Source organism: Citrobacter sp. RHBSTW-00859 (assembly GCF_013729795.1).
GTDB classification, from domain to species: domain Bacteria; phylum Pseudomonadota; class Gammaproteobacteria; order Enterobacterales; family Enterobacteriaceae; genus Citrobacter; species Citrobacter braakii.
In genome coordinates, this window is the sequence record NZ_CP056284.1 from 3,364,911 (window position 1) to 3,376,603 (window position 11,693).

Sequence of the window (11,693 nt, forward strand, 5' to 3'; positions counted from 1 at the left end):
TTACCGCCCCGTCCGTTCACGGCTAATACGCGCCAGCCATTCAGAAATCAGCAGTGAAATCAGCGCTAACACAATAGAAATGATACATAACCTTGCCGCCGCGCTTTCGCCGCCGGGGGTCTGGATCAGGGTATACATCGCCGACGGGATAGTGCGGGTTTCGCCAGGAATATTGGAGACAAAGGTAATCGTTGCGCCAAATTCCCCGAGAGAACGCGCGAACGCCAGCACCGTACCGACAATAATGCCGGGTAGCATCAGCGGTAAAGTAATCGTGACAAATACGCGCCAGCGTCCAGCGCCCAGCGTGCGGGCCGCCTGCTCCAGCTTGACATCGACACCTTCCAGCGCCAGACGAATAGCCCGTACCATAAGCGGGAAAGACATCACCGCCGCAGCCAGTACCGCACCGCGCCAGCTAAAGGCAAAGGTAATGCCAAACCAGTCATACAGCCATTCGCCAATGAATCCGCGGCGTCCCATGGCGACCAACAGCAGATAGCCCACCACGACCGGCGGCAGTACCAGCGGCAAATGCAGAACGCTGTCGAGCAGCGCTTTGCCCGGGAACTTGCATCGCACAAGCAGCCAGGCAAAGAAGATCCCAAACGGCAGACTAAACAACACAGCCAGGGAAGAAACTTTCAGGCTCAGTATAACGGCCTGCCATTCAGGATCGGTCAGTATCATTACTTGGTCGTAAATCCATAACGTTTAAAGATTTCAGCAGCCTGCGGTCCTTTCAGGTAATCATAGAACGCGCTGACCGTTGCGTTTTTGTGCCCATCAACAATTGCGATAGGGTATTCCACTTTTTTGTGTGAATCTTCCGGGAAAGTCGCAACAACTTTTACGCCCTTGCTGGCGACAGCATCGGAACCATAGACGATCCCCAGCGGCGCTTCGTTACGCTCTACCAGCGCCAGCGCACCGCGCACATCTTCGGCAGGTGCCAGTTTCGGGGCCAGGGTATCCCATGCCCCCAATTTTTGCAGCGCTTCTTTAGCATAAATGCCCGCCGGAACATGTTCCGGATCGCCAACGGCCAGACGCCCACCATTTAACAAACGGGTCCAGTTGGTTTTGCTGTCGATGGTGAAGTCTTTCTGCGCACTGTCTTTCGGTGCGACAACCACCAGGCTGTTACCCAACAGCGTTTCACGCGTTGCGGTATCAATCGACTTTTTGTCTACCGCGTAATCCATCCATTTCTGATCGGCAGAGATAAACAGATCGGCCGGAGCGCCTGCTTCAATCTGGCGCGCCAGCGTGGAAGAAGACGCAAAAGAAGAGACAACGTCAACGTTCTTCTCTTTTTTGTATTGCGTCGCAATATCCTGCATCGCGTTAGTCAGTGAAGCCGCTGCGAAAACAGTAATCTTTCCTTCATCCGCCAGCGCATGCCCGGCAACAGTAAGAGAAAGTGTTGCCCCGGCAAACAAGCGTAACCATGTACGTGCCATCTGTAACTCCTTTGCGTTTCGTTATGTAGTCGCAAATATAACGAGTAAACCAGGATTTTCCCAGTGGTTATTGATACCAATTTGAGGTTACACGAAGAAAATATCGGCAGGGAAAGCAGGATCTTGAGAAACGCTAGACAGAGAAAACGGGTTGGAAGGCGTAAAAAATATAAACGCCCGACTGAGCGGGCGTTTGGGGAATCAATGATTCTGTCTGGACTGGTCTTTTTGACCGATACCGGAGAAAATGTTGAACACTTCACCCAGTCCGTAAATCAGACCCAGAATGATGGCCATTACCACAGGTACCATGATTACGGCGAATACCAGACTTTTCAATAACTCTAACATGGTCAACTCCAGATGTAGTCCTTAGCTGTATTCTAACCACATAACGCAGAAAAGCACTCCCCTTTTGTGCGGTCGACTTTGCTCAAGCCCGGTTTTCCGTCACAATACCCTCTTTTGCCAGGAGCTTGTGATGCAGGCCGAAATCCTTCTTACGCTGAAACTTCAGCAAAAACTGTTTGCCGATCCCCGTCGCATTTCTCTGCTTAAGCATATTGCGCTTTCCGGCTCCATCAGTCAGGGCGCGAAGGATGCAGGTATTAGCTACAAAAGCGCCTGGGATGCGATTAACGAAATGAACCAACTCAGCGAGCAGACGCTGGTTGAGCGCGCCACCGGCGGCAAAGGCGGCGGCGGCGCGGTATTAACGCGCTACGGCCAACGCTTAATTCAGTTGTATGATTTGCTGGCGCAGATCCAACAAAAAGCCTTTGATGTTTTGAGCGATGACGATGCGCTACCGCTCAATAGCCTGCTGGCGGCTATCTCTCGATTTTCACTGCAAACCAGCGCCCGTAACCAATGGTTTGGCACAATCACCGCCCGCGACCACGATCAGGTCCAGCAGCATGTCGACGTCCTGCTGGCCGATGGCGAAACGCGCCTGAAAGTGGCGATCACTGCGCAAAGCGGCGAGCGTCTGGGTCTTGAGGAAGGCAAAGAAGTACTGATTCTGCTGAAAGCGCCGTGGGTAGGAATCACTCAGGACGACGCCATCGCTCAGGCCGCCGATAACCAGTTGCAGGGCACGATTAGCCATATTGAACGCGGTGCGGAACAGTGTGAAGTGCTGATGACGTTACCAGACGGCCAGACGCTGTGCGCCACCGTTCCGGCCCAAGACGCCGCAACGCTGCAAGAAGGTGCTAACGTCACCGCATGGTTTAATGCAGACAGAGTGATTATCGCCACGCTGTGCTGAGTAGATTGACATCAGCCTGAAGAACACGTATCCCTGTTATTAATCGCTGCAAATAATGGGATACAAAATGTCATCGTTGCAAATTTCGCAAGGCACGTTTCGTCTTAGCGACACAAAAACGCTCCAGTTAGATGCGTTGACGTTAAACGCGGGTGATAGCTGGGCGTTTGTTGGCGCTAACGGGAGCGGGAAATCCGCGCTGGCCCGCGCACTGGCGGGTGAGCTGCCGCTTCTGAAAGGCGAGCGCCACTGTCAGTTCACGCGTATTACCCGACTCTCCTTTGAGCAGCTACAAAAGCTAGTCAGCGACGAGTGGCAGCGAAACAACACCGATCTTCTTAGTCCCGGTGAAGACGACACCGGGCGCACCACCGCCGAAATCATCCAGGATGAGATCAACGATCCCGCCCGCTGCGCTGCGTTGGCGCAGCAGTTTGGCATTTCTTCCCTTCTCAACAGGCGTTTCAAATACCTTTCCACCGGTGAAACACGCAAAACCCTGCTCTGTCAGGCGTTAATGTCCGCGCCGGATTTACTGATCCTTGATGAGCCCTTTGACGGGCTGGACGTGGCGTCACGCCGTCAGTTAGCAGAACTGCTCGCGGAGTTGCATCAGGCCGGCTTTACGCTGGTGCTGGTACTTAACCGCTTTGATGAGATTCCCGAATTCGTGCAGTTTGCTGGCGTACTTGCCGATTGCACACTGACAGAAACCGGCGCAAAAACCGACCTTCTGCAACAAGCATTAATCGCTCAGCTTGCCCATAGCGAGCGGCTGGAAGGAATTCAGTTACCTGAACCGGACGAGCCTTCGGTGCGCCGTACGTTGTCAGATAACGAGCCGCGAATTGTGCTTAACGATGGCACGGTCTCGTATAACGATCGCCCTATCCTTCACCATTTGAGCTGGCAGGTAAATCCGGGGGAACACTGGCAAATCGTCGGCCCCAACGGAGCGGGAAAATCAACTCTGCTCAGTTTAATCACCGGCGATCACCCCCAGGGCTACAGCAACGACCTGACCCTGTTTGGCCGTCGCCGTGGCAGCGGTGAAACTATCTGGGATATCAAAAAACACATCGGCTACGTCAGCAGCAGTCTGCATCTGGATTACCGGGTGAGTACCACAGTTCGCAACGTTATTCTCTCTGGTTATTTTGATTCAATCGGCATCTATCAGGCCGTTTCCGACAGGCAGCACAAGCTGGTGCAACAGTGGCTGGATATCCTTGGCTTCGATAAACGTACCGCGGATGCGCCATTTCATAGTCTTTCCTGGGGACAGCAGCGGCTGGCACTGATTGTTCGCGCGCTGGTTAAACACCCGACGTTGTTGATCCTTGACGAGCCTTTGCAAGGGTTAGATCCGCTCAATCGCCAACTGATTCGCCGTTTTGTGGATGTGCTAATCGGTGAAGGTGAAACTCAACTGCTGTTCGTCTCTCACCACGCCGAAGATGCCCCAGCCTGCATAACCCATCGACTGGAGTTTGTGCCCGAGAACGACATCTACGCCTATCGACTAACGTCTCTGCGTTAGTTTTCATTGCAGGGCGTTTATCACGCCCTTTTTTTCTGCTTTTTTTCAGACAAACGCTGAAATAGCAACCTAACATAATGATTTAAAATAAAATAACCATTAAAAATGCGTGAAACTTATGGAGTGTAAACGATTCCACTAATTTATTCCATGTCACACTTTTCGCATCTTTGTTATGCTATGGTTATTGCATACCATAGGCTTAACGGAGCGAATTATGAGAGTATTGGTTACAGGTGGTAGCGGTTACATTGGAAGCCACACATGCGTGCAGTTGTTGAAAAACGGTCACGAGGTGGTGATCCTGGACAATCTCTGCAATAGCAAACGCAGCGTTTTGCCCGTCATTGAGCGTTTAGGTGGCAAGCAGCCGACCTTCGTGGAAGGGGATATCCGTAACGAAGCGCTGATAACCGAGATTCTGCACGATCATGCCATTGACACGGTCATTCATTTTGCGGGTTTAAAAGCCGTTGGAGAATCCGTTGCCAAGCCGTTGGAGTACTATGACAACAACGTCAATGGCACCCTGCGTCTGGTGAATGCAATGCGCGCCGCCAACGTGAAAAACTTCATTTTCAGCTCCTCCGCGACCGTCTATGGCGATCAGCCGCAAATTCCTTACGTTGAAAGCTTCCCCACCGGCACGCCGCAAAGTCCGTACGGCAAAAGCAAGCTGATGGTAGAACAAATCCTGACCGACCTGCAAAAAGCACACCCCGACTGGAGTATCGCCTTACTGCGCTACTTTAACCCGGTTGGTGCTCATCCGTCGGGCGATATGGGGGAAGATCCGCAAGGTATTCCCAACAACCTGATGCCTTACATCGCACAAGTTGCCGTAGGCCGCCGCGAGTCCCTTGCCATATTTGGCAACGACTACCCAACTGAAGATGGCACCGGCGTTCGCGACTACATCCACGTGATGGATCTCGCCGACGGCCACGTCGTCGCGATGGAAAAACTGGCGGGCAAACGGGGTGTGCATATTTACAACCTCGGAGCAGGCATCGGCAGCAGCGTACTGGACGTGGTCAACGCCTTCAGCAAAGCCTGCGGTAAACCCATTAATTACCATTTCGCCCCGCGCCGTGATGGCGATCTTCCGGCTTACTGGGCAGATGCCAGCAAAGCCGATCGCGAGCTCAACTGGCGCGTGACCCGCACACTGGATGAAATGGCACAAGACACCTGGCACTGGCAGTCACGCCACCCGCAAGGATATTCGGATTAAGGACCAATCATGACGCAATTCAATCCTGTCGATCATCCACATCGCCGTTTTAACCCGCTCACCGGGCAGTGGATCCTCGTATCACCGCATCGCGCCAAACGTCCGTGGCAAGGGGCGCAGGAAACCCCGTCTAAGCAGGTACTGCCTGCACATGACCCGGACTGTTTCCTGTGTGCTGGCAATACGCGCGTGACCGGTGATGTAAATCCGGATTACACCGGGACCTATGTTTTTACCAATGATTTTGCGGCGCTGATGTCCGATACCCCGGACGCGCCAGACAGTCACGATCCGTTGATGCGTTGCCAGAGCGCGCGCGGTACCAGCCGCGTAATTTGCTTCTCGCCCGATCACAGCAAAACGCTGCCAGAACTCAGCATCCCTGCGCTGACAGAAATCGTAAAAACGTGGCAGGAGCAGACCGAAGACTTAGGGAAAACCTATCCCTGGGTGCAGGTATTTGAGAATAAAGGCGCGGCGATGGGGTGCTCGAACCCGCACCCGCACGGTCAAATTTGGGCCAACAGCTTTTTGCCCAACGAAGCTGAACGTGAAAATCGCCTACAGAAAGCATACTTCGCCGAACAGGGCGCGCCGATGCTCGTTGATTACGTCCAACGTGAACTGGCAGACGGCAGCCGTACGGTCGTTGAAACTGAGCACTGGCTGGCGGTTGTCCCTTACTGGGCCGCGTGGCCGTTCGAAACGCTGCTGCTGCCGAAAGCGCATGTGCTGCGTATTACCGATTTGACCAACGAGCAGCGTGCTGACCTGGCGCTGGCGTTGAAAAAACTGACCAGTCGTTACGACAACCTGTTCCAGTGCTCATTCCCCTACTCCATGGGCTGGCACGGCGCGCCGTTTAACGGTGAAGAAAACGAACACTGGCAGTTGCACGCGCACTTTTACCCGCCGCTGCTGCGTTCCGCGACCGTGCGTAAATTTATGGTCGGTTATGAAATGCTGGCAGAAACCCAGCGAGATCTGACTGCAGAACAAGCGGCTGAGCGACTGCGTGCGGTCAGCGACATCCATTTTCGCGAATCCGGAGTGTAAATAATGAGTCTGAAAGAAAAAACACAATCTCTGTTTACAGAAACGTTTGGCTACCCTGCCACCCATACTATTCAGGCACCGGGTCGTGTAAACCTGATCGGCGAACATACCGATTATAACGACGGCTTCGTTCTGCCCTGCGCAATCGACTATCAAACCGTCATCAGTTGCGCGGCGCGCGACGATCGAAAAGTACGCGTCATCGCCGCTGATTACGACAATCAGGTTGATGAGTTCTCTCTCGATGCGCCGATTATCGCCCACGACAGCCAGCAGTGGTCAAACTACGTGCGTGGCGTGGTAAAGCATCTGCAAAAGCGCAATAACGCCTTTGGCGGCGCGGATCTGGTGATCAGCGGTAACGTCCCGCAGGGTGCGGGCTTAAGCTCTTCTGCCTCACTGGAAGTCGCTGTTGGTACGGTATTCCAGCAGCTCTATCATCTGCCGCTCGACGGCGCGCAGATTGCCCTGAATGGCCAGGAAGCTGAAAACCAGTTTGTCGGTTGTAACTGCGGCATCATGGATCAACTGATCTCCGCACTTGGCAAGAAAGATCATGCGCTGCTGATCGACTGCCGTACGCTGGGCACCAAAGCCGTTTCTATGCCTGAGGGCGTCGCGGTGGTGATCATCAACAGCAACTTTAAACGCACGCTGGTCGGTAGCGAATACAACACCCGTCGCGAACAGTGTGAAACTGGCGCGCGTTTCTTCCAGCAGCCAGCGCTGCGTGATGTCAGCCTCGAAGCGTTTAACGCTGTCGCCCACGAGCTGGATCCGATTGTTGCCAAACGCGTGCGCCACGTCATCACGGAAAATGCGCGTACCGTTGAAGCCGCACAGGCACTGGAAAAAGGCGACCTGCTGCGCATGGGCCAGCTGATGGCGGAATCTCACGTCTCAATGCGCGATGACTTTGAAATCACCGTGCCGCAAATTGATACGCTGGTAGAGATTGTCAAAGCGACCATCGGTGATAAAGGCGGTGTGCGGATGACCGGCGGCGGCTTCGGCGGCTGCATCGTGGCGCTGATCCCGCAAGATTTGGTTCCTGCCGTACAGCAGGCTGTCGCAGCACAGTACGAGGCAAAAACCGGTATTAAAGAAACATTCTACGTCTGCAAACCTTCACAAGGAGCCGGACAATGTTAAACGAAATCCCCGTGCAGGCTCCGGACGGTCAACCGTTTCGCCTGCTCACCCTGCGCAATGACGCAGGGATGGTAGTCACGCTCATGGACTGGGGCGCGACCCTGCTCTCTGCGCGTATTCCGCTTAGCGATGGTAGCGTGCGCGAAGCATTACTCGGCTGCGCCAGTCCGGAACAATACCCGGAACAGGCTGCATTTCTGGGGGCTTCGATTGGCCGCTACGCGAACCGTATCGCCAACAGCCGCTATACCTTTGCTGGCGAAACCGTTGAATTACTGCCAAGTCAGGGCAATAACCAACTGCACGGCGGACCAGACGGTTTCGACAAACGTCGCTGGCAGATAGTCAATCAGAATGACCGTCAGGTGCTGTTCGCCTTAACGTCAGACGATGGCGATCAGGGCTTCCCAGGCCATCTTTGCGCCACCGCGCAGTATCGCCTGACTGATGATAATCGTATTTCGATAACTTATCGTGCCACGGTCGATAAACCCTGCCCGGTGAATCTGACAAATCACGTCTATTTTAACCTCGACGGCGATAAAACGGATGTGCGCCAGCATAAGCTGCAAATTCTGGCGGACGAGTACTTACCGGTTGACGAAATGGGTATCCCGCATGATGGACTGAAATCCGTCGCCGGTAGCACGTTCGATTTCCGCACCCCTAAAATCATCAGTAGTGAATTTCTGGCCGATGACGATCAGCGCAAGGTGAAAGGTTACGATCACGCCTTCCTGCTTCAGGCACAGGGCAACGCGCGTACGCCGGTCGCTCAGTTATGGTCACAGGATGAAAAACTGCAGATGGTGGTCTACACCTCAGCCCCGGCATTGCAGTTTTACTCCGGTAATTTCCTCGGTGGTACACCTTCCCGCGGGCCAGAGGCCTACGAAGACTGGCAAGGCCTGGCGCTGGAAAGTGAATTTCTGCCGGACAGCCCGAACCACCCTGAGTGGCCACAGGCGGATTGCTTCCTGCGTCCGGGTGAAGAGTATGCCAGCGTGACGGAATATCAGTTTATTCCAGCTTGATCGTTTCCCCTCCCAGGCCCGATGACGTATCTTTTCGGGCCTGGTGCTTGTTAATCACAGTAGAACCGCTCAAATCCCCACCACTCAAAGACAAAATCGCAACCTTGAGTTCACAAGAACCTTACACTGTAGCGCTATTTTCGCTATGGTTATGCGTAAGCATTGCCGCTTACACATTACGGCAATATAATGAGAATTATTATCATTCGATATGATTTATAGGAGTGAATGTATGGCTGTAACTAAGCTGGTTCTGGTACGTCACGGTGAAAGTCAGTGGAACAACGAAAACCGTTTTACCGGTTGGTATGATGTTGATCTGTCCGAGAAAGGCGTGGGCGAAGCAAAAGCGGCAGGAAAACTGCTGAAAGAGGAAGGCTACAGCTTTGATTTTGCTTATACCTCCGTGCTGAAACGTGCCATCCACACCCTGTGGAACGTACTGGACGAACTGGATCAGGCCTGGCTGCCGGTTGAGAAATCCTGGAAACTGAACGAACGCCATTACGGTGCGCTGCAGGGTTTGAACAAAGCAGAAACCGCGGAAAAATACGGTGATGAGCAGGTTAAGCAGTGGCGTCGCGGCTTTGCGGTTACCCCGCCGGAACTGACCAAAGACGACGAGCGTTACCCGGGTCACGATCCGCGTTATGCGAAGCTGACCGACAAAGAGTTACCGGTTACCGAAAGCCTGGCGCTGACCATAGATCGCGTTATCCCTTACTGGAATGAAACCATTCTGCCGCGCATGAAAAGCGGTGAGCGCGTAATTATCGCCGCTCACGGTAACTCTCTGCGTGCGCTGGTTAAATACCTTGATAACATGGGCGAAGATGAGATCCTTGAACTGAACATCCCGACCGGCGTACCGCTGGTGTATGAGTTCGACGAAAACTTCAAGCCGATCAAACACTACTATCTGGGTAACGCTGACGAGATCGCAGCAAAAGCGGCGGCCGTTGCGAACCAGGGTAAAGCGAAGTAATTTTCGCGGTAAGTTAAAGACAAAGCGTGGATTTCTCCACGCTTTTTTATTTCGGCCCTACCAGAAAATGTAGGCCGGATAAGGCATCGCCCCATCCGATAGTCTGCACCGGAATGCCTGATGGCGCTACGCTTCTCAGGCCTACGGGACTTGGTTAACCGCGACGCGCTTTTACCGCATCCGCCAGTTGACGCAACACCGCATCGGTATCTTCCCAACCAATGCAGGCGTCGGTGATGCTCTTACCGTAGGTCAGCGGCTCACCGCTATCCGGATTCTGATTACCTTCCACCAAATGGCTTTCGATCATCACGCCAATAATTGCTTTTTCGCCACCGGCGACTTGTCCGCAAACATCCTTAGCAACATCCATCTGCTTTTTGAACTGCTTGCTGGAGTTGGCATGGCTGAAGTCGATCATCACTTGCGCAGAGAGTCCTGCTTTGACCAAGCCTTCTTTCACGTCCGCAACGTGCTGAGCGCTGTAGTTCGGCTCTTTGCCACCGCGCAGAATGATATGGCAATCGCCATTACCACTGGTATTCACGATCGCTGAATGACCCCATTTGGTGACAGACAGGAAGCAGTGCGGTGCCCCTGCAGCGTTGATTGCATCAATCGCCACTTTGATGGTGCCATCGGTACCGTTTTTAAAACCAACCGGGCAGGACAGACCCGATGCCAGCTCGCGGTGCACCTGAGATTCTGTTGTACGTGCCCCAATCGCGCCCCAGCTCATCAGATCGGCGAGATATTGTGGGGTGATCATATCGAGGAATTCACCCGCAGTCGGCAATCCGCTGTCGTTGATATCCAGCAGCAGTTTACGCGCAATACGCAGCCCATCATTGATCTGGAAGCTGTTGTCCATGTGCGGGTCGTTGATAAGCCCTTTCCAGCCAACGGTGGTACGCGGTTTTTCAAAATAGACGCGCATGACGATTTCAAGCTCACCTTTTAACGCTTCGCGCAGCGCCAGCAGACGAGTGGCATACTCTTTGGCAGCTGCCGGATCATGAATAGAGCACGGCCCAATCACCACCAGAAGGCGATCGTCGCTCCCTTTCAGAATTTTATGAATCGCCTTACGGGCATGAGCCACCGTATTGGCGGCATTTTCAGTAGCGGGGAATTTTTCCAGCAGTGCGACTGGTGGTAATAACTCGTTGATCTCTTTAATGCGTAAATCGTCGTTCTGATAATTCATGATTATTCCAGCGTTGCCATACTTATATAAATGAATGCAATCCCTCCAATCTATATCTTCAATCATAAAGTGTAAACGGGGTTTTACACTTTGGACGGATTAATCCTGGAATTGGCCAAAAAAACGCAATAAAGTAGCGAAAAACGAGATCCAAACTACAATTTCTAACTGTAACAGCTTTAATTTTCATAGATTTCAAGATTCTATGCTGGTTTTAATTTCCATAGCAAAACGATTAACCACATATTGATTAACCACATATTAATGATGTAACTGGCACATGCACTGTTGGAAGACGTTATCCGACATATCGACCTTAACAGGAGCATATTATGCATATGACAAAGCTGGCTTCACTCTTCCTTACCGCTACACTCAGCCTCGCCAGCGGCGCGGCACTGGCTGCAGAAAGCAACGCGCAGTCCAATAACGGTCAGGCAAATTCCTCGGCTGATGCAGGACAAATAGCCCCAGACGCCCGCGAAAACGTGGCGCCAAATAATGTCGACAACAGTAACGTGAATTCAGGTGGCACAATGCTGCACCCGGACGGTTCATCAATGAACCATGAAGGGATGACCAAAGATGAGATGCACAAAAACACTATGTGTAAGGACGGTCGCTGCCCTGATGTGAATAAGAAGGTTGAGACCGGAAACGGAATCAACAATGATGTTGACACAAAAACTGATGGCACCACGCAGTAACGCTGAAATTAAAGCTAATAACGGGAGAGCAATAGCTCTCCTTTT

At 52.8% G+C, this 11,693-nt stretch carries 12 protein-coding genes; 8 read left to right on the top strand and 4 right to left on the bottom strand.

Annotation, left to right across the window (positions count from 1 at the left end; translation table 11 throughout):
• The 3 genes from modB to HV302_RS16840 form a co-directional block, all read right to left on the bottom strand.
• On the bottom strand, nucleotides 1–690 hold the full coding sequence (gene modB / locus HV302_RS16830) for a molybdate ABC transporter permease subunit (RefSeq protein WP_016152327.1): 690 nt from the start codon (nucleotides 688–690) through the stop codon (nucleotides 1–3).
• The gene (gene modA, locus HV302_RS16835; RefSeq protein WP_016152326.1) at nucleotides 690–1,463 is read right to left on the bottom strand and encodes a molybdate ABC transporter substrate-binding protein; all 774 of its coding nucleotides are present in this window, start codon (nucleotides 1,461–1,463) and stop codon (nucleotides 690–692) included. Before modA ends, modB begins: the two co-directional genes overlap by 1 nt.
• A 201-nt stretch (nucleotides 1,464–1,664) precedes the next feature.
• Nucleotides 1,665–1,814, bottom strand: a complete 150-nt coding sequence (locus HV302_RS16840) for an AcrZ family multidrug efflux pump-associated protein (RefSeq protein ID WP_003023026.1) — start codon at nucleotides 1,812–1,814, stop codon at nucleotides 1,665–1,667.
• Nucleotides 1,815–1,944: 130 nt separating this feature from the next.
• Between HV302_RS16840 and modE the strand changes: the two genes are divergently transcribed.
• The 7 genes from modE to gpmA all read left to right on the top strand — a co-directional run bounded on the left by modE (nucleotide 1,945) and on the right by gpmA (nucleotide 9,734).
• Nucleotides 1,945–2,733 carry a molybdenum-dependent transcriptional regulator gene (gene modE, locus HV302_RS16845; RefSeq protein ID WP_016152325.1) on the top strand — a complete coding sequence of 263 codons (789 nt, stop codon included), beginning with the start codon at nucleotides 1,945–1,947 and terminating at the stop codon, nucleotides 2,731–2,733.
• A 67-nt stretch (nucleotides 2,734–2,800) separates the two neighbouring features.
• Complete coding sequence (gene modF / locus HV302_RS16850; protein ID WP_181626317.1) at nucleotides 2,801–4,273, top strand: molybdate ABC transporter ATP-binding protein ModF; 1,473 nt, start codon at nucleotides 2,801–2,803, stop codon at nucleotides 4,271–4,273.
• 217 nt (nucleotides 4,274–4,490) lie between these two features.
• Nucleotides 4,491–5,507, top strand: a complete 1,017-nt coding sequence (gene galE / locus HV302_RS16855; RefSeq protein WP_181626318.1) for a UDP-glucose 4-epimerase GalE — start codon at nucleotides 4,491–4,493, stop codon at nucleotides 5,505–5,507.
• A 9-nt stretch (nucleotides 5,508–5,516) separates the two neighbouring features.
• A complete protein-coding gene (gene galT / locus HV302_RS16860; RefSeq protein WP_181626319.1) occupies nucleotides 5,517–6,563 on the top strand; it encodes a galactose-1-phosphate uridylyltransferase in 1,047 nt (348 codons plus the stop codon).
• Between the two features lie 3 nt (nucleotides 6,564–6,566).
• Nucleotides 6,567–7,715, top strand: coding sequence for a galactokinase (gene galK, locus HV302_RS16865; RefSeq protein WP_181626320.1), 1,149 nt, complete (start codon nucleotides 6,567–6,569; stop codon nucleotides 7,713–7,715).
• Nucleotides 7,709–8,749: a galactose-1-epimerase gene (gene galM, locus HV302_RS16870; protein ID WP_019076309.1), complete on the top strand. Its 1,041-nt coding sequence runs from the start codon at nucleotides 7,709–7,711 to the stop codon at nucleotides 8,747–8,749. The genes galK and galM overlap by 7 nt, the downstream gene beginning before the upstream one ends.
• A gap of 232 nt (nucleotides 8,750–8,981) precedes the next feature.
• Nucleotides 8,982–9,734 (top strand): 2,3-diphosphoglycerate-dependent phosphoglycerate mutase, encoded by a 753-nt coding sequence (gene gpmA, locus HV302_RS16875; RefSeq protein ID WP_003022999.1) that lies wholly within the window; start codon nucleotides 8,982–8,984, stop codon nucleotides 9,732–9,734.
• Between the two features lie 154 nt (nucleotides 9,735–9,888).
• On the opposite strand, the gene aroG is transcribed toward gpmA, so the two are convergent.
• Nucleotides 9,889–10,941 carry a 3-deoxy-7-phosphoheptulonate synthase AroG gene (gene aroG / locus HV302_RS16880; RefSeq protein WP_016152319.1) on the bottom strand — a complete coding sequence of 351 codons (1,053 nt, stop codon included), beginning with the start codon at nucleotides 10,939–10,941 and terminating at the stop codon, nucleotides 9,889–9,891.
• Nucleotides 10,942–11,273: 332 nt separating this feature from the next.
• Here aroG and HV302_RS16885 point away from each other — a divergent pair, with 332 nt between their 5' ends.
• Nucleotides 11,274–11,648, top strand: a complete 375-nt coding sequence (locus HV302_RS16885; RefSeq protein WP_016156018.1) for a YbgS-like family protein — start codon at nucleotides 11,274–11,276, stop codon at nucleotides 11,646–11,648.
• Nucleotides 11,649–11,693: the final 45 nt, after the last annotated feature.